Here is a 23,568-nt window from a genome sequence, read left to right on the forward strand (position 1 = left end):
GGGCCCGCCTGTCGGCTCGGGGGCGGGCGGCCGCCGGGCGGGGGGGTTTTGGCACCCGGTTGGGGCCCCCCCCCCGGGGGGGGCGCCCCCCCCCCGGGGGGGGCGCCCCCCCCCGCCCCCCCCCCCGCAGCCGTGCGCCCACCCACCGGGCGCGCCGGCCGAGGATGCGCCGGATGCCCATCTGCCTTTGCACCCCGCGCTGACGGCGGTCGAGGCCGTCGAAGCCGAGGTCCTCCGCCCGGTCCGGGCGGTGTGCGGAGCGCTGGGGACTGTTGTGGCGTCGGCCGCGCGGGGCGTCGTCGCGATCGGGCATCCAGGTCATACCGGAATGGATGCCCCTGGGCCGGTGGGAGTAACCGCCCGGGTTCGCCGAAACTGGCCTATGCATTTGTCATATGAGCGCAACATCAAGGGAGTTGGGCCGTCCAGCCCTTTTCCGAAGGCCCTCCGCCGGGCCCTCCGGCCGTCACTCCTTGTGGCGGCCGACCCAGTCCAGCAGCTCGGCGGTGAACTCCTCCGGCGCCTCCTCGTGCGGGAAGTGCCCCACCCCCGGCATCAGCCGCCAGCGGTACGGCGCCGCCACGTACTCGCCGCCGCCCAGCGCGGTGTGCGACAGCAGCACCGGGTCCGAGGCGCCCTGGACGTGCAGGGTCGGTGCGGTGATCGGCTTCTTCATCCGCCGGGCGAACTGGATGCCGTCCGGGCGCGCCATCGAGCGCAGCAGCCAGCGGTACGGCTCGATCGAGCAGTGCGCGGTGCTGGGGATCTGAATGGCCTGCCGGTACGCGTGCACGGCCGCCTCGTCCAGCTTGTCCGGCCCGGTCCACTCGTCCAGGTAGCGGCCGACCAGCGCGGCGTCGTCGGCGACCAGGCGGCGTTCCGGTATCCACGGCCGCTGGAAGCCCAGCACGTGGTCGAAGGCCGCCACCTGCTTGCGGTCCGTCAGCAGCGCCCGGCGCAGGTCCCGGGGGTGCGCCGCGGAGACCACGGTGAGGCTCTGGATCACCGACGGGCGCATCACAGCCGCCACCCAGGCCAGGGTGCCGCCGGAGGCGTGCCCGACCAGGTGCGCCCGGCGCTCGCCGAGCGAGCGGATCACGCCGGTGATGTCCAGGGCGAGGTTGCCCGGGTCGTAGCCGCGCGGGGTGCGGTCGCTGCCGCCGATGCCCCGCAGGTCGAGCGCCACCGCGCGGTAGCCGGCCGCGGCCAGCGCGGTCAGCTGGTGGCGCCACGCCCACCAGTACTCGGGCCAGCCGTGCACCAGCAGCACCAGCGGGCCGGAACCCAGCTCGGTGATGTGGAAACGGGCGCCGTTGGCCGCGAGGTCGCGGTGCGTCCACGGGCCGGGCTGCCGGATGCTCCAGGCCTCGGCAGCGCCGCCGCTGTGCCGTTCGGCGGCCGGCTCGGGGCCGGAGCCGGGGCCGGAGTCGGGGCCGGAGTCGGCGGACGGCTGCGCGGTCACGGGCGTCTGGTCAAGCGGCATACCGAGAGCGTGTCATATCGGCGAGCCGGACACGTGCCCGGCACTCGCTGTCGGCGGGTCCGAGCACCCCTCCCGTGGTTACGGGATGCGGCCCAGACCCCGGTCGATCTCCTCCTGGGTGGCCGGCCGCGGTCGGGCGTTCTTCAGTACCTCGGCGGTCTTCTGGACGCCCTCGATGGTGCGCTCCGGCTTGCTCATCTTCTTGAAGATGCGCACGGCCACGAACGCGACCAGCAGCGCGACGAGCACGTGGAGGAGGAACGAGATCGCGAACGACCAGCCCAGCGGCGCGCCCAGCCAGTGGAAGAAGAAGGCGATCGCGATGCTCGCCATCGGAATGCCGGCCAGGCCGATCACGCCGGCCACGACGAAGAAGATGCTGCCGGCGGCGCCGCGCTTGACGTCCGACTTGATCTCGGCCTTGGCGAGCGCGATCTCGTCGTGGACCAGCGCGGACAGGTCGGCGGTGGCCGCCGCGAACAGCTGCCCCACCGAACGCTCGCCCTCGTAGGGCGCCCGGCCGTTGCTGGACGGGTCTGCGGCTCCTGTGGGCATCAGCGGTTCTCCTCTGCGGCTGTTACGGCGTGACGCCGTCGCGGTGTGCGGTTCCGGGGCCGGTGGGGGGTCCGGAGGCGTCAGTGGTTTGTCGACAGCTCAGAATCATGCCCCTACCGGTCAGTCGGACACCACTCCGGGGCCCCGGCGGAGGGACGTGTCCGGGCTTCGGAAGGCCCGCGGGGCCTTCTCGGAGGGGCCTGCGGGGCCTTCTCGGAGGGCCTCAGCCGTCGGTCTCGGACCCGTCGCCGGGCAGGTTCCGGGCCGGTTCGGCGGTCGGCGCCGCGTCGGTGGCCCGAGCCTGCCAGGCCGGGTCGTCCTGCTGGTAGACGTCCGGCACGCCGTCGCCGTCCACGTCCCGGTCGTCCTCGTCGCACAGTGCGCGGTAGTGCCGGTTGCGCAGCTTGAGCAGCACGGTGGCGACCGTCGCGCAGAGCAGAGAGCCGACCAGGACGGCGGTCTTGGAGCGGTCGGCGAGCGCCAGGTCGTGCGGGAAGGCCAGCTCGCTGATCAGCAGCGAGACGGTGAAGCCGATCCCGGCGAGCACCGATACGGCGAACAGGTCGGCCCACTTGAGCCGCGGATTCAGCTCGGCCCGGGTGAACCGGGCGGCCAGCCGGGTGCCGCCGAATATGCCCACCGTCTTGCCGACCAGCAGACCGGTCACGATGCCGAGCGGGGTGGCCTGGGTGAACACCTCGCGCAGCGCCGGGGCGGAGATCGTCACCCCGGCCGCGAACAGCGCGAACACCGGGACGGCCAGCCCGGCCGAGAGCGGGCGGACCAGGTGTTCGATGTGCTCGCCGGGGGAGTGCTTCTCGTCGCCCTCCCGGTGGCAGCGCAGCATCAGGCCCATCGCGACGCCCGCCACCGTGGCGTGGATGCCGCTCTCGTGCATCAGCGCCCAGACCACGACGGCCAGCGGCACGAACAGGTACCAGCCCTTCACCCCGCGCCGGTGCAGGAACCAGAACAGCACCAGGCCGGCGAAGGCCAGGCCGAGCGCCCAGAACCTGATCCCGGAGCTGTAGAAGATCGCGATGATCAGGATCGCGATCAGGTCGTCGACCACGGCCAGGGTGAGCAGGAAGGCGCGCAGCGCCGAGGGCAGATGGCTGCCGACCACGGCCAGCACACCGAGCGCGAAGGCGATGTCGGTGGCGGTCGGGATGGCCCAGCCGCCGGGGTGGCCGCCGCTGCCGGAGTTCACCAGGGCGAACAGGATCGCGGGCATGGCGACGCCGCAGACGGCGGCGATCACCGGCAGCAGGGCCGCGCTCGGGGTGCGCAGTTCGCCCGCGACGAACTCGCGCTTGAGCTCGATGCCGGCCACGAAGAAGAAGATCGTCAGCAGGCCGTCCTTGGCCCAGGTGGCCAGGGTGAGGTCGAGGTGGAGCGGGGCGGACGGGCCGATCCGGTAGTCGAGCACGGTCTCGTACGCGTGCGGCCAGATGTTGGCCCAGATCAGTGCGACCACGGCGGCGGCCAGCAGCAGCATGCCGCCGACGGTCTCGGTGCGCAGGGCGTCGGTGATGAAGGTGCGCTCGGGCAGTGACAGCCGGCCGAGGAACTGCCGGCGGCGGGTCGTCGGCTCGTGGACGGGCGGCTGGTCGGTCACGTGGGACCTCCTGGGGGCTGGGAGCGGCAACGGATGCACGGGTGGTGCAGTTGCCGACCAGACTTCCCGGCGCGCCCTGTGACGCCCGCGACTCCTACTCAAGGGTCTTGATGCGTCCTTAGCAGTCTAACGGGACTTTCGGGTGACATCGGGATTGTCCTATTAAAGGACTTAAGCCCTGCAGGCCGGTTCTGCACTCCCGAGGAGCAGCGGACCGGCACCCGAACGGCCCAGGCCGAGTGCGGTCGGGTGGACGCCTCCCCCTCGTCGGTCGCAGACGCCGCCCGGTCCGGGCCGGCGCATCTCCCGTCAGGACCCCTGGCCACCCACACCTCGGGCCTGCCCCAGCTGCCGGTCGGCCTGCTGCCGACCATGACCCCCCGCTGGTTCACCTGCCCGTACGGCACCCTCGGCCCCGCGCATCTGCTCAGGGCCCTGCTGCGGACCCCCGTCCGGGGGCGCGGCACGCCGGGGGGCCCTTCAGCGCCTTCGTCGGGTTCAGCCCGCGGGCCCAGGTCGGGCTGGCAGTGCTGGCCGGGGCACGCCCGGTGCAACGGGTACGACCGCCGCCGCGCCCGGTGCAACGGGTACGGCGGCCGAGGGGGGTGTGACCGCCTTCGCGGGCATGACGGGGCCCCGGGCGGTGAACACCGCCCGGGGCCCCGGCACTGCTTCAGCGCGCCGAGCCTGCTGCGCGCTCCGCCGTCAGCGCCGTACTCAGCCGTTGTTGCCGTTCGGCGGCAGCTGGGCCTGGATCTGGCTCATCACCGTGCTGTCGGCGAGGGTGGTGGTGTCACCGACCTCGCGGCCCTCGGCGATGTCGCGCAGCAGGCGGCGCATGATCTTGCCGGAGCGGGTCTTCGGCAGCTCGCCGACCACCTTGATCTGCTTCGGCTTGGCGATCGGGCCGAGCGTGCGGCCGACGTGCGCCCGCAGCTCCTCGACCAGCTCGGGGCTCTCGGTGGCGCCGCCGCGCAGGATCACGAAGGCGACGATGGCCTGGCCGGTGGTGACGTCGGTGGCGCCGACCACGGCGGACTCGGCCACGGACGGGTGACCGACCAGGGCCGACTCGACCTCGGTGGTGGAGATGTTGTGACCCGAGACCAGCATGACGTCGTCCACCCGGCCGAGCAGCCAGATGTCGCCGTCCTCGTCCTTCTTGGCACCGTCACCGGCGAAGTAGCGGCCCTGGAAGCGCGACCAGTAGGTGTCGATGTAGCGCTGGTCGTCGCCCCAGATGGTGCGGAGCATGGACGGCCACGGCTCGGTGAGCACCAGGTAGCCGCCGGAGCCGTTCGGGACCTCGTTGGCCTCGTCGTCCACCACGGTGGCCGCGATGCCCGGCAGGGCGCGCTGGGCCGAGCCCGGCTTGGTCTCGGTGACGCCCGGCAGCGGGCTGATCATGATGGCGCCGGTCTCGGTCTGCCACCAGGTGTCCACGATCGGGCACTTGCCGCCGCCGATGTGCTCGCGGTACCAGATCCACGCCTCGGGGTTGATCGGCTCGCCCACACTGCCCAGCACCCGCAGCGAGGACAGGTCGAACTTCGCGGGGATGTCGTCGCCCCACTTCATGAAGGTGCGGATCGCGGTCGGCGCGGTGTAGAGGATCGTCACGCCGTACTTCTGGACGATCTCCCAGAACCGGCCCTGGTGCGGGGTGTCCGGGGTGCCCTCGTAGATGACCTGGGTGGCGCCGTTGGAGAGCGGGCCGTAGACGATGTACGAGTGGCCGGTGACCCAGCCGATGTCGGCGGTGCACCAGTAGACGTCGGTCTCCGGCTTGAGGTCGAAGACCGCGTGGTGGGTGTAGCTGGCCTGGGTGAGGTAGCCGCCCGAGGTGTGCAGGATGCCCTTGGGCTTACCGGTGGTGCCCGAGGTGTAGAGGATGAACAGCGGGTGCTCGGCCTCGTGCGCCTCGGGGGTGTGCTCGGTGGACTGGCGGGCGGTGATCTCGTGCCACCAGACGTCGCGGCCCTCGGTCCAGGGGATCTCCTGCTCGGTGCGGCGGATCACCAGGACGTGGTCGATGCCGTCGACCTTGGTGAGTGCCTCGTCGATGGCCGGCTTGAGGGCGGAGGGCTTGCCGCGGCGGTAGCCGCCGTCGGCGGTGATGACGAGCTTGGCCTGGGCGTCCTGGATGCGGGAGGCGACGGCGTCGGCGGAGAAGCCGCCGAAGACCACCGAGTGGGTGGCGCCGATCCGGGCGCAGGCGAGCATCGCGACGACCGCCTCGGCGATCATCGGCAGGTAGACGGCCACCCGGTCGCCCTTGCGGACGCCGAGCTCCAGCAGCGCGTTGGCGGCCTGCGAGACCTCGTCCTTGAGCTGGGCGTAGGTGATCGAGCGGCTGTCGCCGGGCTCGCCCTCGAAGTGGATGGCGACCCGGTCACCGAGGCCGTTCTCGACGTGGCGGTCGACGCAGTTGTACGCCACGTTGAGCTTGCCGTCGGCGAACCACTTGGCGAAAGGCGGGTTGGACCAGTCGAGCGTCTCGGTCGGCTCGACGGCCCAGTTGAGCCGGCGGGCCTGCTCGGCCCAGAACCCCAGCCGATCCTCGGAGGCCTGAGCGTACGCGGCCGCGGTGACGTTGGCGGCCGCGGCGAGCTCTGTCGGCGGGGCGAAACGCCGCTCCTCCTTGAGCAGGTTGGCCAGGCTCTCGTTGCTCAACGCGCACTCCTCATCGAGTCATGATCTGGGGCGATCCCGTGCGTGGGGATCGTCCCGTGTGTCCCAGCGCACAAGCTCACCAGGCAAACGGGTCAGTTGACAAGAGGCTCCTTGGAATTGGTGTAGACCTTTGACCGAACATCGAACGGCCGCCGTGCGGTCCGCCGCGCGGGGCGGCAGACCGCACGGCGGCCGGTGGGCCCGCGCCCCGGCCCGCCCGGCGGGGACACGGACCCGGCTTTCAGGCGGCCAGCTGGGGGCCCTCCTCGCTGCCGCCGGTCGGAACCCGGCCGTCCTTTCTCACCCGTTCGGCCGATTCCCCGTCCGGCCGCTCGTCCGGCCGCTCGTCCGGCCGGGTTTCGGTGCGGGCCTCGGTGCGGGCGTCCGGCCGGGTTTCGGTTCGGGCCTCGACCGGACTGAACGTCCCGGCGGCGCGGTCGAGGACGTAGGCCTGGGCGGTGGCGAAGTCGAAGTACATCCCGACCAGCCGCAGGCTGCCCTCCTCGACCCGGCGCTCCACCGCCGGATTCGCCATCAGCTGGTCCAACTGCTGCACCACATTGGTGATGCAGAGCTGCTCCACGAGGTCCACCACCGGCCGGTCGGCGAACTCGGCCGGGGCCCGTCGCAGTCTGTCCAGCGAGCCGCGACCGTTGCGCAGCCAGCGGGTCAGCGGGGTGGGCGGCCCGGGGCGCTCGTGCACGCCGTCCAGCAGGGCCTTCATCGCGCCGCAGCCGGAGTGGCCGCAGACCGTGATCGAGCGCACCTCCAGCGCCTCGACCGCGTACTGCACCGCGGCGGCCACCGAGTCGTCGGCCGCGCCGGGCTCGAACGGGGCCGGCACCAGGTTGCCCACGTTCCGGACGGTGAACAGGTCGCCCGGGCCGCTGTTGGTGATCATGCTGGTCACCATCCGGGAGTCCGCGCAGGTCAGGAAGAGCTGGGAGGGCGTCTGCCCCTCCCGCGCCAGCCGGGCGAGCTCGGGCCTGATCAGCGGGGCGGTGTGCCGCTGGAACACCCGGACGCCGTCCAGCAGCCGGCCGTGCGGGTCCTCCTGCTGCTCGATGCAGTGGTGGCCGGCCCAGGGCGTCCAGGCCCGGCAGCGGTGCGGGCCCGGCGAACTGCCCGTGCGGACCGTGCCGTCGGGGTCGAGCACCTCGTCGTCCTGGCGCCGCGTCACCAGCGAGACCCGCCCGCCCGCGGCCTGGTACCCCGTCCGCCAGTCGTGCAGCGTCTCGTACGCGGCGTGGTCCAGGAAGGAGCCGTCGTGCATCACGGTGACCTCGGCGGCCGCGGGGATCCCGGCCAGCGCCCGGCTCAGCCGGGGGACGGCGGTGAAGGTGAGCGGCCCGTGGGTCTGGACGGTGATGGTGCCGTCGGAGCCGGTCTCGACGTCCACGTGGGCGCGGGTCAGCCGGTAGAGCGCCAGCAGTACGGCGGTGGCGGCGCCGAGGCCGACGCCCCACAGCACGCCGAGGGCGACCACGGAGAGCATGGTGGTCAGGTAGACCGGGAACTCGCGGTGCCGGTGCACGTTGCGGATGTGCGCGAAGCTCACCATCTGCAGTCCGACCACCAGCACCAGCGCGGCCAGGGCGGCCAGCGGGATCCGGCGCAGACCACCGGCCAGCGCCAGTGCGGCGGCGAGCACCCAGACGCCGTGCAGTACCGAGGCCCACCTGGTCTGCCCGCCGGCCCGGACGTTGGCGGTGCTGCGCACGGCGCCCCCGGCGATCGGCAGCCCGCCGACCAGCCCGCTGACCAGGTTGGCGAGGCCCTGTCCACGCAGCTCGCGGTCGAGGTCACCGGTGCGCTGGGACATCCGGTCCACGGCCACGGCGGACAGCAGCGACTCCACGCTCGCGACGGCGGTGACGGTGAGGACGGCGGCGAGCACCCCGGCGAGCGAACCGTGCGGCAGCGCGGGCACGAGCGAGTGCGGCTGCCAGGCGGGCAGTTCGATGTGGGCGAGCCGCAGGTCCAGGGCGAGGGCGAGCGCGGTGGCGACGGCCACGGCGGCCAGCGGGCCTGGCACCTTGGTCAGGCGGGCGCCGAACTCGCCCACGCGGCCGGGGAGCCGGTCGAGCCGGGGCCAGCCCAGCAGCACGGTCACGGTCACCGTGCCGGCCAGCAGTGCGGGTGGGTGCGGACCGGCCAACTGCTCCGGCAGTGCGAGGAGGTTGGCGATCGCCGAGCTCTGCGGGGAGCCGCCGAGGACGACGTGCAGCTGCGCGATGGCGATGGTGAGTCCGACCCCGGCCAGCATGCCGTGCACGATCGCGGGCGAGACGGCGAGTGCCGTCCGGGCCACCCGGCGTGCGCCGAGCAGGAGTTGGAGCAGTCCGGCGGCGACGGTGACGGCGCAGGTGGCCCGCCAGCCGTACTGGGCGATCAGTCCGGCGGTGATCACGGTCAGCGCGGCGGAGGGGCCGCTGACCATGAGCGGGGTGCCGCCGGACAGCCCGACCACGATGCCGCCCACGGCCGCGGCGGCCAGTCCGGCGGTGAGTGGGGCGCCGGTGGCGAGTGCGATGCCGAGGGAGAACGGCACCGCGATCAGGAAGACCACCAGGGAGGCGGAGAGGTCGTGGGCCCAGCGGGCCCGGGGGCCGGGGCCCGGTGGCGCGTGGTCGGTGGTGTCGGAGGCGATGGGGGCGCTGGAGATGTCGAGGGTCATGGTCTTCCCGTCTGTCCGGGGGAACGAACGCAGTCAGGTCCGGTGGTGAGTCCGGGGTCGGGCTCCGGGGCGGATCGGCTGTCGTGGGTCGCGACGGTGTGGCGGGATGGCGTGGGCGCGGCGGGGAGTGCGGGTGTCACCGGCCGGCATCGACCATCTGGCCCGCCAAGGGCCAGGGCGAGGGTGCGGGATGTCTCGCCGAGGGCCGTCGGGACGGGCCATCAAGACTCGGTAAACCGAGGGTAATGAAAGCTTTGCACAGCGCCGTTCCCGGAGGGAAGCGGAAAATCCCCGGTTCACCCCATTGGGTGGTGTTCGAACTGGCAGGAATCTGCAGGTGGGCGGCTCGCGCCGACACGGCGGACGGGCTGCGGCCTCCCCCGGGGTGGAGGGGAGGCCGCGGCCCGTCCGGTCGGTGGCGGCGCCGTTCGCGGTGGGTCAGGCGGTGGCTCCCGCCGGGGCGGCCGGCGCGTCGGCCGCGAACTCGCCCGGGAACCCGCCGAGCACGAAGTCCTCGTCCACCTGGGTCGCGAGGTCGATGCCGACCTTGGCGTTGGCCCAACTCTCCGCGTTGCGCCGGTGGAAGAGCACGGCCTGCTCGGTGTAGCGGCGGGCGTCGCGCAGCCCGTACGCCGCCTCGGCTTCGGTCCGCAGCTCCTCCAGCACGGCCCGGTTCGCCGGCTCCAGCGACTTCAGCGGCGGCTCGGCGCCCTGCTCCAGCCGGCGCACCCAGTCCGACTGTCCGAAGGTCGCGAGCAGGTCGTCGCCGACCTCGCGGCGCAGGAACGCCAGGTCGTCCGGGCCCTGCACCTTGTTGCCGATCACCCGCAGCTGGACGCCGAAGTCCCGCGCGTAGTCCTTGTACTGGCGGTAGACCGAGACGCCTTTGCGGGTCGGCTCGGCCACCAGGAAGGTGAGGTCGAACCGGGTGAACAGGCCGGATGCGAAGGAGTCCGAACCGGCTGTCATGTCGGTGACCAGGTACTCGTCCGGGCCGTCCAGCAGGTGGTTGAGCAGCAGCTCCACCGCGCCGACCTTGGAGTGGTAGCAGGCCACCCCGAGGTCCTCCTCGGTGAACGCGCCGGTCGCCAGCAGCCGGACCGAGCCCTCGTCCAGTGCGATCGGGCGGGCGCAGGCGGCGTAGACCGGGTTCTCCTCGACGATCCGCAGCAGGCGCGAACCACGGCCGGGCGGCGTGGTTTTGATCATCTCGTCGGCCGAGCGGATCAGCGGGTTGGCGCCGCGCAGGTACTCCTTGATCTCCGACAGGTGCCCGCCGAGCGAGGGCAGATCGGCCGATTGAGCGTCCGTCAGGCCGAGGGCGGGGCCCAGGTGCTGGTTGATGTCGGCGTCGACGGCGATGACCGGTCGGCCGATGGCGGCCAGGTGGCGGATGAACAGTGCGGACAGCGTGGTCTTCCCGCTGCCGCCCTTGCCGACGAAGGCGATCTTCATCTGGGGCTCCGGCTCTCGCTCTGGGCCCTGGGGGCGGGCCGCGTGCTCAGGGGCGTGTGTGGGGACGCCCTAACTGGAAATCGTTATCGTCTCCGATAGTGGTCATGCTAGCCGGGGTTTGGGTCCCGTCGGGGGAGGGAAGTGAGGATTGCCTCGAACGGGTGATGCGGGGTTGCTGTTCCGGTCAGGGCGGCCTGTTCATTACTCTCGGGTAGGTGAGCACTGGAACAGATCCCCTCGCCCCGCTTGCCCAGCTCCCCGGGGTGCCCGACGCCGTGGCCGAGGTGCGCAAGGCCGTCGACCGGCTCTACGGCCACCGGGTGATGCGCCGCCGCGCGGCCGAGGTCACCTCCGAGTCCGCGCTGCGCGGCGCCCGTGCGTCGGCGGCCGTCGCCGGGGCCGACTGGCCGCTGGAGGAGGTCCGGCGCCGCACCGACTTCAGCCTGGACGCCGAGGCCCGCACGGTCGGCGCGGCCCTGCGGATCGCCGCCGAGGCGGGGCAGCTACTCAGTGTCTGGCGGCACTCGCCGCTGCAGGTGCTGGCCCGGCTGCACCTGCTCGCGGTCGGCGACGCGGACCCGGCCGCCGGTCGGCCGCGCCGGGCGGGGGAGCGAGCCGAGGAGCTGTTCCCGCTGGAGCTCAAGCCGGTGGAGAGCGTCGAGGTCGACGCCGGGGTCGGGCCGCTGCCGGTGCTGCCGCCCGCCCCGGACGCGGAGGAGGTCGCGGCCCGGCTGGACCAGCTCTCCCGGCTGCTGGTGGCCCGCGCGGAGGGCCACGGCGTGGGCACGCCGGCCCTGGTGGTCGCCGCGGTGGTGCACGGCGAACTGCTCGCCCTGCGGCCGTTCGGCACCCACAACGGGCTGATCGCGAGGGCCGCCCAGCGGATCGTGCTGATCGCCGAGGGCCTCGACCCGAAGTCGATCTGCCCCGCCGAGGTCGGCCTGGCCGAGCTGGGCACCGACACCTACCGCCGCGCCCTGGCGGGCTACCTGGCGGGCACGCCCGAAGGGATGGCGGCCTGGATCGCGCACTGCGGGCGGGCGCTGCGGCTCGGCGTGCGGGAGAGCACGGCGGTCTGCGAGGCGATGCAGCGCGGCATGGTCTGAGCGGCCCGGCCCGAGGGCGCTTCGGGCCTGGCGGGCGCTGTGGGGACTGCGGGCATCGCCGGCAGCGCGGACACAGAGATGCGGCGGCACCTGATCCTGCTGGGTGCCGCCGCTGGTGCAGATACCGGGTGACCAAGCATGCACCGGAAGTGCCGATCAGACGGGGATCCTGCCCGTTCGTCTGGTCCGGCGGCCCGACAGCGGGTCGGCTGCATGTGGGTGCTCGGATATCTGTACTGCGGTCCGTGGGGCCTGAACTGCGTTGTCGGTTTGACCTCTTCGGTCCTGACCGGGTCTCGCGGGCCGTGCTTCATTTGTATCGCGTTTCGGCCGAAAGGGGAACCCGAAATGAGAAGTCTGTGTCGATTGCCCGTTTTGGCGGTCTTCGTGCTAGATCACGACTTCTGTCGGGAGTCTCAGGTGGTGGGGCGGCGTCGGCGGGCCAGGTACCAGATGACCCCGGCGGTCACCACGGCCGTCCCGAGCGCCACGGCGGTCAGCACCGAGCCGCTCGGCGCGGAGAACTCGGGCAGCCGCCGTCGCAGTTGCACCGGCCGGTCGAAGACCAGCACCGGCCACTCCCGGGCCTGCGCCTCCTTGCGCAGCGCGCGGTCGGGGTTGACGGCCGAGGGGTGGCCGACCGCCTCCAGTAGCGGCAGGTCGGTCGAGGAATCGCTGTAGGCGTAGGACTCGGTCAGGTCGTAGCCCTCCGCCCCGGCCAACTCCCGGATGGCGGCGGCCTTGTTCTCGGCGTAGGCGTAGTACTCGATCTCGCCGGTGTAGCAGCCGTCCTCGACCTTGAGCCGGGTGGCGATCACGTGGTCCGCGCCGAGCAGGGCGCCGATCGGCTCGACCACCTCGGAGCCGGAGCTGCTGACGATCACCACGTCCCGGCCGGCCGCGTGGTGCTGCTCGATCAGCGAGGCGGCCTCGTCGTAGATGATCGGGTCGATCAGGTTGTGCAGCGTCTCGGCGACGATCTCGCGGACCTGCTGGACGTTCCAGCCCCGGGTGAGCGCGGAGAGGTACTCGCGCATCTTCTCCATCTGGTCGTGGTCCGCGCCGCCGACCAGGAAGACGAACTGGGCGTACGCGCTGCGCAGTACGGCCCGACGGTTGATCAGGCCGCCCTGGTAGAACGGGCGGCTGAAGGCCAGCGCGCTCGACTTGGCGATGATGGTCTTGTCGAGGTCGAAGAAGGCGGCCGTGCGCAGTCCGTTCGGCCGGGGGCGGGCGGCTGCGGTCGGCTCATCGGGCCCGGTGGGGTCGCCCTGGGACTCGTCGGCGTGGTCGTCGGCGTTCTCGGTGGTGTCCACGGGAACCGAGGATAGAGGGAGCCACAAAACACCCCGCCATTCGGCGTACTCGCGGGCGCGCGGGTTTGTGTTTCTGGCCGCTCGGGTACACCATGGAAGTCACGGATCGTTCGCGACCGTGCTAACCCGGTCCGGCTCCTCCCCCCCGAGTCGGGCTGTGGATAGACGACCCCCGCTCTCCCCCCCGGCGGGGGTCGTCGCACGTCCGGGGCCATTTTCAGGGCTTGAAGGTTGCCGCGGCTTCCGCGAAGACCTCGTCGACGGTGTGCAGGGGGTGTCGGCAGCTCCGTCCGTCCACCACCTTTCGTCACTCTGCGTCGCCGTTTGCTCATGGCGGGCGCGGCGGGCACGGCTGGTTCCGATCTGCGCCGCGGGCCGCTCCGACGGGGTGCGGGCGAGCCGGTGCGGGGGTGTCGGGAAGACGGTCGGGCGAGGGCCGACGGATGGCCGGTTCATCTCCGTGACCCCCTTTCGTCAATTCTTCGCCGAATAGCCCCCCGCCCGGGTGAACGTTTTCATCCACAGCCCCCGAGTTATCCACAGGCAATCGGAACGTGGATGACGGAATCCGGATCTCCCCCCACCGTGATGGTCGGCGGCGGTCGCCGGGCAGGGCCTCATCCCCCTTCCAAGAGGTCTGCCTGGCGGCCGTCCGTCGGAACCGTCCGACGCGCGCCGTGGCCACCCCCGGTGGTCTGCGGCGCAGAGGGGAGAACACCATGTCGACGCCGATCGCCGACCACGTCACCGCCGAGGGCCCCGCGGCCGCCGGGCCGCTGGTCGTCACCGAGGACGAGGGCCTGGCCGAGCACCTGCTGCGGCTCTGTGCGGCGGCGGGCACCGAGCCCAGGTTGATCAGGGGCGCGCCGCCGCGCGAGCTGTGGGAGGCCGCTCCGCTGGTCCTGGTCGGGGACGACCAGGCGGAGCGCTGCGCCGGGCTGGGCAGGCGCACCGGGGTGCTGCTGCTCGGGCTGGACCTCGACGACCCCGGGGTGTGGGTCAGAGCCGTCCAACTCGGCGCCGAGCACGTGCTGTTCCTGCCCGACGCCGAGGCCTGGCTGCTGGACCGGATCGCGGACGCGGCCGAGGGCGTCGGCTCGCCGGCGGTCACCGTCGCCGTGCTCGGCGGCCGGGGCGGGGCCGGAGCCTCGACGTTGGCCTGCGCCCTCGCGGTCACGGCCGCGCGGACGGGGCGGCGGACGATACTCCTCGACGGTGATCCGCTGGGCGGCGGCCTGGACGTCCTGCTCGGCGGCGAGACCGCCCGCGGGCTGCGCTGGCCCGACCTGGCCGGTGCGCGCGGGCGGGTCAGCGGGGCCGAGCTGGCCCGGGCACTGCCGGCCCTCAAACGGCTCTCCGCGCTGTCCTGCCTCTCCTGGGATCGCGGCGACACCCTGACGGTGCCGCCGGAGGCCATGCGCAGCGTGCTGGCCGCCGCCCGGCGGCGCGGTGGGCTGGTGGTGGTCGACGTGCCGCGCCATCTCGACGCGGCCGCCGGGCAGGCGCTGCAGCAGTCCGACCTGGCGCTGCTGGTGGTCCCGGCCGAGCTGCGCGCGGTGGCGGCCGCCGACCGGGTCGCGGCGGCGGCCCGGATGCGGCTCGGGGACGTCCGGGCCGTGGTCCGGCCGATGCGGCCCGGCGGGCTCCCGGCGCACCGGATCGCCCGCGGGCTACGGCTGGAGCTGGCCGGGGAGTTGGAACCGGAGCCGGGCCTGGCCGAGGACGTCGAGAAGGGCGTCCCGCCCGGCATGCGGGACGGCGGCCCGCTCGCGCGCTTCTGCGCGACCTTCCTGAACGAAGTGCTGCCGCCGGTGTCGGCGGTCGGAGGAGGTGTGTACTGATGGGCCGTCTGCGCAGAACAGTTCTTCGGGGCGGTGCCCCGGGCCCGGGCGACGGTGGGCGGGAGCACCGGCCGCTCAGGAGCGTGCCGCCGCCCGGCGGTCCGCCGTCGGCCGACCACGGGCCCTGCCCGTACGGCCGGACGGCCCGCGAGGAGCGGACGGCGGAGCTGGTGGACGCGGTGCGGCTGCGGCTGGCCGAGTCCGGGGCCGCGCCGACGGCGGGCTCGGTCGCGGCCGTGCTGCGGGCCACCCGGCCGCCGCTCGGCGGGGACGAGGTGCTGGACACCGTGCGCTCGCTGCGCGCCGAACTGGTGGGTGCGGGCCCGCTGGAGCGGCTGCTGGCGGCGCCGGACGTCACGGACGTGCTGGTGAACGGTCCGGAGGAGGTGTGGGTCGACCGTGGCGGCGGCCTGCACCGAGCCACCGGAATCCGGTTCGCCGACGCCGAGGCGGTGCGGCGGCTCGCCCACCGGCTGGCCACCGCGGCCGGGCGGCGCCTGGACGACGCCAGACCCTGGGTGGACGCCCGGCTGCCGGACGGCACCAGGCTGCACGCGGTGCTGCCGCCGATCGCGGCCGGCTGCACGCACATCTCGCTGCGGGTGTGCCGGCCCCGGCCGTTCACGCTCGACGAGTTGACGGCGGGCGGAGCGCTGCCGCCGGAGGGCGCCGAGCTGCTGGCCGGCATCGTGCGGGCGCGGCTGTCGCTGCTGGTCTCCGGCGGGACGGGCTCGGGCAAGACGACCCTGCTCGCGGCGTTGCTCGGCCTGGTCGGGCCGGACGAACGGATCGTGGTCGCCGAGGACTCCGCCGAGCTGCGACCGGCCCACCCCCATGTGGTCCGGCTGCAGAGCCGGCCGCCGAACCAGGAGGGGCTGGGCGAGTTCACCCTGCGCGACCTCGTCCGGCAGGCGCTGCGGATGCGGCCGGACCGGCTGGTGATCGGCGAGGTCCGCGGGGCCGAGGTGTCGGACCTGCTGGCCGCGCTCAACACCGGGCACGAGGGCGGCTGCGGCACCGTCCACGCGAACACGGCGGCGGACGTGCCGGTCCGGCTGGAGGCGCTGGGCTCGCTCGCCGGGCTCGACCGGCCGGCGCTGCACAGCCAACTGCGCGCCGCGCTCGACGTGGTGGTGCACCTGGTCCGGGATCCGGGCTCGGGACGCCGCCGGGTGGCGGAGATCCACACGCTGACCGGGGACCGCGACGGGCTGGCCGTGACCATCCCGGCGGTGGAGTTCCCCGCGGCGGGCGGTTTGGTGCCCGGGGCGGGCTGGGAGCGGCTGGTCAGACTGCTGGCGGCGCGCGGGGTGGTGCTCGGGGCGGGGGCGCCATGAGTGCGGCGGCGGTGGCGGTGTCGATGGCCTCGGCAGTCCGGGCGGCACGAGAGCTGCGGTTGGTGGAGATCGGGTTCGTGCTGCTGCTCGCTGCGTGCGCGACGGGCGCTCTGGTGCTGCTCGGCTCATGGGGCCGGAAGGGGCGATGACGTGGAGATGAATGACATGACGCAAAGTCAGATCGCGTTCTGCTGGGTGACGGTGCTCTGCCTGCTGGCCGTCGCCGGGTGGCGCGCCGTCCAGGAGCAGTTGCCGGGTGGGCGGCGCTCCAGGCTGGTGCTGGCGGGCAGTGGGCCTCCGGTGTGCGGGCCGGGTCCGCAGGCGGTGCGACGGGGACGGGCTCGGCTTCCGGGGTTGCTGGCACCCGAACTGCTGCTCCTGCCCGCGGGGTTGGTCTTCGGGCGGGTCACCGCCTCGCCGGTGCCGGTGCTCGCGGCCGTGCTGGCCGTCCTGCCGCTGCGGCGGTGGCGGCTGAGACGGCGCCTGGCCGTGGAGGCCGGGCAGCGGGCCGCGGCGGTGGTGGAGCTCTGTGCCGCGCTGGCGGGGGAGTTGCGCAGCGGTGCGACGCCGGAGCAGGCGCTGCACCTGGTCACCGCGCGGCTCGCCGCGGATCCGGACGGGCTGCGCCGGCTCGGAGCCGAGCCGGTGGCCCGTTTGGCGGCGGGCCGTTACGGCGGGGACGTCCCCGCCGCGCTCCAGCTGCTAGCCGAACTGCCTGGTGGCAGCGGGGCGGCGGCGATCGCGGCCTGCTGGCGGGTCACCTCCGACGGCGGGTCGGGGTTGGCCGCCGCGCTGGACCGGGTCGCGGAGGCGCTGCGCAGCGAACGGGCGCTGGCGGAGGAGATTGCCGGGGAGCTGGCCGGGCCGCGTACGACGATCGCGGTCCTGGCCGCCCTGCCGGGCGCGGGCCTGGTCCTGGGCGGCGGGCTCGGGGCCCGTCCGCTGGAAGTCCTACTGCACACACCGGCCGGACTGGGCTGCCTCGGGGCGGGGGCGGTCCTGGAGGGGCTGGGGGTGCTCTGGACGGCCCGCATCGTCCGGGCGGCGGCCCGAGGAGCGCTGGAGCCTCCGCGGGGCGCCGAGGGGCCGGGTAAGGGCAGTGGTGGGCGGAGAGGGCTCCTGTGGACGCGGGCGCTCGGCGCCGGAGCGGGGGCGGCGTGATGCGGGGCGTCGGATGGGTGGCGGCCGGGCCCCTGGTCGCGGCGGCGGTGATCGCGGCGGTCATGGCGGTGGGGTCGGCGCGGCGCAGGGCCGGGCGGCGGGCGTTGGCCTGGGCGCGGGAACGGGAGGCGGCGCGACGGCGAACGGGGCCGGGGTGGCGGGGCGTTGGACCCCGGCGGCGAGTGGTCTCGGCGGTTGGTGCCGGGGTGGCGGTGGCGGTGCTGGTCGGCGGTGGCGCCGGGGCGGTGGCCGGGGTGCTGGCGGCGGTGGGCGTCCATCGGTGGTCGGCTCGGGCCCGGTCGCCGACGGATCGCCGGGCGGCGCTGGAGGAAGAGTTGCTGACCAGGCAACTCCCGCTGAGTGCGGAACTGTTGGCGGCCTGTCTCGGGGCGGCGGCGCTGCCCTCGGCGGCGGTGTCGGCGGTGGGCCGGAGCGTGGGCGCACCGCTGGGGCCGAGGCTGGCGGCGATCGGGGCCGAACTGGCCCTGGGGGCACCGCCGGAGCTGTGCTGGACCAGGCTCGGCGAACAGCATCCGTCGCTGGCGCCACTGGCGCACTGCCTGGTGCGGACGAGCCTCGGCGGGGCTCCCGCGGCCGGCCCGCTGATCGGACTGGCCCAGGCGCAGCGGACGGCCGCCGCCCGGGCGGCCCACGCCCGGGTCCGCCGGGCCGCGGTGCTCGCCACCGCGCCGCTCGGACTGTGCTTCCTCCCGGCCTTCGTCCTGATCGGGGTGGTGCCGGTGGTGATCGGCCTCACCAGCCGCTTCGCCCAGGCCATGTGAGTTGGCATCGGCTCCGGACCGCCGGAGCCACGGAAAAGACCGGAACAAACCGGAAGAAGATCCAGACAGGAGAGAACGATGGCTGCAGTGCTGATGATCAAGGCTGGGACCGGGCAGCCGCTCCGGCAGTTGCTCGGGGTGTGGCGACGGAGGAGTCGTGGGCCCGAGGGCCGGGTGCGCAAGGTGGTCCGGCGCCGGGGCCGGTCGGACGCCGGAATGACCACCGCCGAATACGCAGTGGGAACTCTGGGCGCGTGTGCCCTCGCCGCCGGGCTCTACAAGGTGGTGACCAGCACGGCCATCACCGGGGCGCTGACCGAGATGCTGGAACGGGCACTCCATGCGACGTAGGGGTAGGCCGGGAACCCCCGCCGTGCCCGCCCTCCGGGCGGCCGGCGGGAGTTCGGCGGCAGGGTGTGGCCGAGTGGTGCTGCCGGTGCGGCCGGTGCGGCGTGGGGACGGGGGCTTCGTTACGGCGGAGACGGCGGTGGTGCTGCCGGCGCTCGTCCTGCTCGCGGCGATGCTGATCTGGGGCGTGCTCGCGGCGGCCGCGCAGATCACCTGCGTGGACGCGGCCCGGATCGGAGCCAGGGCGGCCGCGCGCGGGGAGGCGGACGCCGTAGAGCTCGCCCGCGCGGCGGCCCCGCCGGGAGCGCGGGTGCGGTTGTCGGTCGCGGCGGACACGGTGCGGGTCGACGTGGAGGCCCCGTGCGCGGCGCCGGGCAGGCTGGGCGGTCTGCTGGCGGTGCAGGTCGGTGCGATGGCCGTGGCCGCTCGGGAGGACGTCCTGGGCAGCACCACGGAGGGAGGTGGAGGCCCATGGCCCGCCTGACCGGCTCCTGGCGGGCGGCGGAGTGGCTGGCGCGGGTCCGCGCCGCTCGGGCCGCTGCGGCGGGCCGGCACGGGTACGGGGCGGACGCGGGCTCGGCGACGGTCTGGCTGCTCACCCTGGCGATGCTGGGCACGGTGGTCTTCGCCGCGACGATCGCGGTCGGTGCGGTGGTGGCCGCCCGGCACCGGGCCGAGTCGGCCGCGGACCTGGCGGCCCTCGCGGCAGCGGACCGGCTGCTGCTGGACCCGGACGGCGGCTGCGGTCGGGCCGCCGGGATCGCCGCGACGCAGGGTGCCGCTCTGGCGTCCTGCACGGTGGACCGGGCGGCGGACGCCGTCGAGGTGGTGGCCGAGGTGCCGGTCGGCGGGCTCCCGCTGCGGCTGTCGGTCGGTCCGGCGCGGGCGAGGGCTCGGGCCGGACCGGTTCGGACTCCGGTCACCGCGGCCGAGGACGGTGCCGGTGCCGGTGCCAGTGCCGGCGTCGATGCCGGTGTCGTTCCGAGCAGCACGAGCAGCACGAGCAGCACGAGCAGCACGAGCGGTGCGGCGGCGGTGTCATGAGGCGGCCGGTGCTCCACCGTCCGGGCCCGCTGCGGAGCCGGCCTCCGGCGCCCCGGCCAGCAGGACGTCCAGCAGCCGGACGGCTGCAGCCTTGTCCAGTGGGTCGTTCCCGTTGCCGCACTTGGGTGACTGGACGCAGGAGGGGCAGCCGCGCTCGCACTCGCAGGAGGCGATCGCGGCGCGGGTGGCGGTCAGCCACGGGACGGCCCGCTGGAAGCCGCGTTCCGCGAAGCCGGCCCCGCCCGGGTGGCCGTCGTAGACGAACACCGTGGGCAGCCCGGTGTCGGGGTGCAGCGGGAGGGAGACGCCGCCGATGTCCCACCGGTCGCAGGTGGCGAACAGCGGCAGCAGGCCGATCGAGGCGTGCTCGGCGGCGTGGGCGGCGCCGGGCAGCCGGTCGAGCGGGAGGTCCGCGTCGAGCAGTTGGTCCTCGGTGACGGACCACCAGACCGCGCGGGTGCGCAGTGTGCGGGGCGGGAGGTCGAGCTTGCTCTCGCCCATGATCTCCCCGGTGGAGATCCGCTTGCGGAGGTAGCCGACCACCTGGTTGACCACCTCCACCGAGCCGAAGCTGAGTCGGCCCTCGCCCCACGGGACGGTGGTGTCGGTGTCGAGGACGGAGATGGAGGTGATGTCACGGGCGGCTGTCGTGTACGGCGGGTCGGCCGGTTCGACCAGGGCGACCGAGTCCTCCAGGTCGAGCTCCCGGACCAGGTAGGTGCGGCCCTGGTGGAGGTGGACGGCCCCGGTGTGGACGGTGGTGTGGGCGGCCGCGGCGTCCACCGTGCCGAGCAGCCGGCCGGTGTCGGCCTCGACGATCTGCACTGGGCTGCCACCGCTGCCGCGCAGGTCGACGGCGTCGGCGGCGCGCTCCCGGCGGGTCCAGTACCAGGAGCCGTCGGTGCGCCGGCGCAGCAGGCCGCGCCGCTCCAGCACCGGCAGCAGCGGTGCGGTGGAGGGGCCGAACAGCTCCAGGTCGGCGTCGGTGAGCGGTAGTTCGGCCGCGGCCGCGCACAGGTGCGGGGCGAGCACGTGAGGGTTGTCGGGGTCGAGCACGGTGGCCTCGACGGGCGTCGCGAACAGCGCCTCCGGGTGGTGCACCAGGTAGGTGTCCAGCGGGTCGTCCCGGGCGATCAGGACGGCCAGCGCGCCCTGGGCCTCGCGGCCCGCCCGGCCCGCCTGCTGCCAGAGCGAGGCCCGGGTGCCGGGGTAGCCGGCCATCAGGACGGCGTCGAGTCCGGAGATGTCGACGCCGAGTTCGAGAGCGGAGGTGGAGGCGAGTCCGAGCAGTCGGCCGGAGTGCAGATCGCGCTCCAGGGCCCGGCGTTCGTCGGCGAGGTAGCCGCCGCGGTAGGCGGCCACCCGGTCGGCGAGCGGCCGGCCGAGCTGGTCCTGGGTCTGCAGGGCCACGAGTTCGGCGGCGCGGCGGGAGCGGACGAACACGACCGTCCGGGTCTGCCGTTCGACCAGGTCGGTCAGCAGGTGTGCGGCCTCGGCGGTGGCGGTGCGGCGCACCGGTGCGCCGTGCTCGCCGACGTTCTCGGTCAGCGGCGGCTCCCAGAGGCCGAAGACCATCGGTCCGCGCGGCGAGGCGTCCTCGGTGACGGCCACGGCGGGCAGGCCGGTCAGCCGCCGGGCGGTCACGGCCGGGTCGGCGGTGGTGGCGGAGGCGAGCAGGAAGGTGGGTGACGAACCGTAACGGGCGCAGATGCGGCGCAGCCGCCGCAGTACCTGGGCGACGTGCGAGCCGAACACGCCCCGGTAGCTGTGGCACTCGTCGACGACCACGTAGCGCAGCACCTTGAGGAAGGAGGACCAGCGGGCGTGCGCGGGCAGGATGCCCCGGTGCAGCATGTCCGGGTTGGTGAGCACGTAGGAGGCGTACTGGCGGACCCACTCGCGCTCCTCGGGCGGGGTGTCGCCGTCGTACAGGGCGGCTCGGACCCTCGGCGGGGCGAGTTCGGCGGCGCGGCGGCGCTGGTCGGCGGCCAGCGCCTTGGTCGGGGCCAGGTAGAGCGCGGTGGCGCCGCGGCCGTTGCGGGCCTCGGTGCCCTCCAGCAGATCGCTGAGCACCGGAGCCAGATAGCCCAGCGACTTGCCCGAGGCGGTGCCTGTGGCGATGACCACAGTCTGGCCGCTTTTGGCCAGGTTCATCGCTTCCGCCTGGTGCGCCCAGGGCTGTTCCACTCCGACGTCCAGGGCCGAGGCGACGATCTCCGGTCGGATCGAGTCGGGCCACGGCGAATAACGGGCAGGTCGGGCGGGAAGGTGCTCCGTATGGGTGAGCCTATCGGCCCGCCCCCGACTGGTGGACAGGGTCGTGAGCAGTGCCTCGGGCAGGCTGTGTCGGGGCGGCATGAGGACCCAGTGTGTCACCGGCGTGACGGAGAATCGTCGTAAGCCATCGTGCGGGCATGGTCGCAGGTGGTTGAATGTGGCCGTGACGGCCGTACGGTCGTGGGTCGCAGCGCTGAGGCTTGCCACGCGTTTGGTTTGGCGCGCCCCGGGTTCGCGACCATGCGGTGGCGGCCGTCCGGCCGAGGATCGCACATGACGTAGCAAGGCAAGGTGCTGGAGGTTCCGTGGACCTGTCCCTGTCGACCCGTGCAGTCGGCGATCGTACGGTCGTCGAGGTAGGCGGCGAGATCGATGTGTACACCGCCCCGAAGCTGCGGGAGCAGCTGGTCGAGCTCGTCAACGACGGCAAGTACCACCTCGTCGTCGACATGGAGGGCGTCGACTTCCTCGACTCGACCGGCCTGGGCGTGCTGGTCGGTGGCCTGAAGCGGGTCCGTGCCCACGAGGGCTCGCTGCGCCTGGTGTGCAACCAGGAGCGCATTCTCAAGATCTTCCGGATCACCGGTCTGACCAAGGTCTTCCCGATCCACACCTCGGTGGACGACGCGGTCGCCGCGACCGACTGACGCGTCCGGGCCGGTCCACGCGGCCGGCCCGCCCGTTCCATGTGTCCGGGGCGCAGGGGCCCGCGAGGCCCCGTGCTCCCCGGACGCCTCAGGGCCGGTCGAGTGCCGGCCCACGGGGCCGCATCGTCGGCTCCGGTCGGAGCACCCCGAAGGGGAGAGATGGCAACCGTCGAACTTCGATTCAGCGCGCTTCCCGAGCACGTGCGGACGGCCAGGCTGGTCGCCGCGGCCGTCGCCAGACGGGCCGGGGTCGACGAGTCGGTGCTCGACGAGGTGCGGCTCGCGGTCGGTGAGGCGTGCTCGCGTGCGGTCGGTCTGCACCAGCGCGGTGGCATCGGCGGCACGGTGCGGGTCGCGCTGACCGACCAGGAGAAGCGTTTCCTCATCGAGGTCGAGGACGAGGCGGGTCCCGCCGCGGTCCCGGCCCCCGGGGCTGCCGAGGGCGGCGACCCGGACGAAGACACCCTGGGCCTCGCCGTGATCACCGGTCTGGTCGAGGACCTGGAGGTCACCAGCGGCGCCGATGGCGGCGTGATCCGGATGAGCTGGCCGGTCTCGGTCGCCTCCGTCGCGGTCTGACGTCGCCGAACGGGCCTTAAGGGATCCGAGAGCGGCCCTACGGGCCTTAGGGGATCCGAGAGCGGGCCCGACGGGCCCTGGTGCGGTCCGGCGTGACTTCGGCGCGGTCCGTGGACCGTTTCTTGGGCATACCCGGGATTCCGCTCCTCGGGCAGTCGTTGACAAATTGTTGAGCCCGGCGGTTCGCTGCTTCCGGCACGACCGGGTCCGATCCTCGATCGGACCTGTCGCGGAAGAGGAAGCACATGCGGATACGCATCCTGTGGCCGGCCGGGCAGGCCACCGCCACGCTGGCGGCCACCCCCACCGCCGACGCGCTCTGGGCCGAGCTGCCGATCAGTTCGACGGCCAGCACCTGGGGCGAGGAGGTCTACTTCGGCACGCCTGTCAGCGTGCCGCGCGAGGACGGTGCCCGGCAGGTGGTCGAGCCGGGCACGGTCGCGTTCTGGACCGACGGCGACAGCCTCGCGCTGCCGTACGGCCCGACCCCGATCTCGCACGGCGGCGAGTGCCGACTGGCCAGCCCCTGCAACGTCATTGGTGCACTGGACGGGGACGCCCGGGTGCTGCGCACCGTCCGGCCGGGCGATCCGATCAGGGTCGAGCGGGCCTGAGCGGCGGCGGAGGCGTGGTCTGAGCCTTGGCCGGAGCGGGAGTTCGGGGCGGGGG

Annotated in this window: 19 protein-coding genes; 11 read left to right on the top strand and 8 right to left on the bottom strand. The window is 73.8% G+C overall.

All coding sequences use genetic code 11. The annotated features are described in order from the left end of the window. Positions 1-466: 466 nt before the first annotated feature. From ACIG5E_RS04970 to ACIG5E_RS04995, 6 genes are all read right to left on the bottom strand, one after another. A complete protein-coding gene (locus tag ACIG5E_RS04970) occupies positions 467-1,483 on the bottom strand; it encodes an alpha/beta fold hydrolase (RefSeq protein WP_396531513.1) in 1,017 nt (338 codons plus the stop codon). Between the two features lie 78 nt (positions 1,484-1,561). Beyond that, positions 1,562-2,038 carry a phage holin family protein gene (locus tag ACIG5E_RS04975; protein ID WP_396531514.1) on the bottom strand — a complete coding sequence of 159 codons (477 nt, stop codon included), beginning with the start codon at positions 2,036-2,038 and terminating at the stop codon, positions 1,562-1,564. Positions 2,039-2,261: 223 nt separating this feature from the next. After that, on the bottom strand, positions 2,262-3,656 hold the full coding sequence (gene nhaA, locus ACIG5E_RS04980; protein ID WP_396531515.1) for a Na+/H+ antiporter NhaA: 1,395 nt from the start codon (positions 3,654-3,656) through the stop codon (positions 2,262-2,264). Positions 3,657-4,373: 717 nt separating this feature from the next. Then, complete coding sequence (gene acs, locus ACIG5E_RS04985) at positions 4,374-6,329, bottom strand: acetate--CoA ligase (RefSeq protein WP_396531516.1); 1,956 nt, start codon at positions 6,327-6,329, stop codon at positions 4,374-4,376. Between the two features lie 241 nt (positions 6,330-6,570). Beyond that, positions 6,571-9,006, bottom strand: a complete 2,436-nt coding sequence (locus tag ACIG5E_RS04990; protein ID WP_396531517.1) for a SulP family inorganic anion transporter — start codon at positions 9,004-9,006, stop codon at positions 6,571-6,573. 438 nt (positions 9,007-9,444) lie between these two features. Then, positions 9,445-10,461, bottom strand: a complete 1,017-nt coding sequence (locus tag ACIG5E_RS04995; protein WP_396531518.1) for an ATP-binding protein — start codon at positions 10,459-10,461, stop codon at positions 9,445-9,447. A gap of 215 nt (positions 10,462-10,676) precedes the next feature. On the opposite strand from ACIG5E_RS04995, the gene ACIG5E_RS05000 reads away from it, so the two are divergent. Then, a complete protein-coding gene (locus tag ACIG5E_RS05000) occupies positions 10,677-11,567 on the top strand; it encodes an oxidoreductase (RefSeq protein ID WP_396531519.1) in 891 nt (296 codons plus the stop codon). 416 nt (positions 11,568-11,983) lie between these two features. Here the strand turns inward: ACIG5E_RS05000 and ACIG5E_RS05005 are convergent, their stop codons facing one another. Beyond that, positions 11,984-12,781, bottom strand: a complete 798-nt coding sequence (locus ACIG5E_RS05005) for an HAD family hydrolase (protein WP_396531893.1) — start codon at positions 12,779-12,781, stop codon at positions 11,984-11,986. A gap of 821 nt (positions 12,782-13,602) precedes the next feature. On the opposite strand from ACIG5E_RS05005, the gene ssd reads away from it, so the two are divergent. The 7 genes from ssd (at position 13,603) to ACIG5E_RS05040 (ending at position 19,396) form a co-directional block, all read left to right on the top strand. After that, positions 13,603-14,724, top strand: a complete 1,122-nt coding sequence (gene ssd / locus ACIG5E_RS05010) for a septum site-determining protein Ssd (protein WP_396531521.1) — start codon at positions 13,603-13,605, stop codon at positions 14,722-14,724. 83 nt (positions 14,725-14,807) lie between these two features. Continuing rightward, the gene (locus ACIG5E_RS05015) at positions 14,808-16,061 is read left to right on the top strand and encodes a TadA family conjugal transfer-associated ATPase (protein WP_396531522.1); all 1,254 of its coding nucleotides are present in this window, start codon (positions 14,808-14,810) and stop codon (positions 16,059-16,061) included. Positions 16,062-16,226: 165 nt separating this feature from the next. Continuing rightward, positions 16,227-17,222: a type II secretion system F family protein gene (locus ACIG5E_RS05020; RefSeq protein WP_396531523.1), complete on the top strand. Its 996-nt coding sequence runs from the start codon at positions 16,227-16,229 to the stop codon at positions 17,220-17,222. Between the two features lie 182 nt (positions 17,223-17,404). Beyond that, positions 17,405-18,004, top strand: coding sequence for a type II secretion system F family protein (locus ACIG5E_RS05025; protein ID WP_396531524.1), 600 nt, complete (start codon positions 17,405-17,407; stop codon positions 18,002-18,004). 78 nt (positions 18,005-18,082) lie between these two features. After that, complete coding sequence (locus ACIG5E_RS05030) at positions 18,083-18,355, top strand: DUF4244 domain-containing protein (protein ID WP_396531525.1); 273 nt, start codon at positions 18,083-18,085, stop codon at positions 18,353-18,355. Positions 18,356-18,428: 73 nt separating this feature from the next. Then, positions 18,429-18,836: a TadE family type IV pilus minor pilin gene (locus tag ACIG5E_RS05035; protein ID WP_396531526.1), complete on the top strand. Its 408-nt coding sequence runs from the start codon at positions 18,429-18,431 to the stop codon at positions 18,834-18,836. After that, positions 18,824-19,396: an Rv3654c family TadE-like protein gene (locus ACIG5E_RS05040; protein ID WP_396531527.1), complete on the top strand. Its 573-nt coding sequence runs from the start codon at positions 18,824-18,826 to the stop codon at positions 19,394-19,396. Before ACIG5E_RS05035 ends, ACIG5E_RS05040 begins: the two co-directional genes overlap by 13 nt. Here ACIG5E_RS05040 and ACIG5E_RS05045 read toward each other — a convergent pair. Next, positions 19,391-21,754: a DEAD/DEAH box helicase gene (locus ACIG5E_RS05045; RefSeq protein ID WP_396531528.1), complete on the bottom strand. Its 2,364-nt coding sequence runs from the start codon at positions 21,752-21,754 to the stop codon at positions 19,391-19,393. The genes ACIG5E_RS05040 and ACIG5E_RS05045 overlap by 6 nt on opposite strands. Before the next feature lie 224 nt (positions 21,755-21,978). Here ACIG5E_RS05045 and bldG point away from each other — a divergent pair, with 224 nt between their 5' ends. The 3 genes from bldG to ACIG5E_RS05060 all read left to right on the top strand — a co-directional run bounded on the left by bldG (position 21,979) and on the right by ACIG5E_RS05060 (position 23,513). Further along, the gene (bldG, locus tag ACIG5E_RS05050) at positions 21,979-22,320 is read left to right on the top strand and encodes an anti-sigma factor antagonist BldG (protein WP_188305076.1); all 342 of its coding nucleotides are present in this window, start codon (positions 21,979-21,981) and stop codon (positions 22,318-22,320) included. A 159-nt stretch (positions 22,321-22,479) separates the two neighbouring features. After that, positions 22,480-22,899, top strand: coding sequence for an ATP-binding protein (locus ACIG5E_RS05055; protein WP_396531529.1), 420 nt, complete (start codon positions 22,480-22,482; stop codon positions 22,897-22,899). A gap of 245 nt (positions 22,900-23,144) precedes the next feature. Further along, positions 23,145-23,513: a cyclophilin-like fold protein gene (locus tag ACIG5E_RS05060; RefSeq protein ID WP_396531530.1), complete on the top strand. Its 369-nt coding sequence runs from the start codon at positions 23,145-23,147 to the stop codon at positions 23,511-23,513. Positions 23,514-23,568 lie beyond the last annotated feature (55 nt).

Origin of the sequence: Kitasatospora sp. NPDC053057, from assembly GCF_044546945.1 — a bacterium.
GTDB lineage: Bacteria > Actinomycetota > Actinomycetes > Streptomycetales > Streptomycetaceae > Kitasatospora.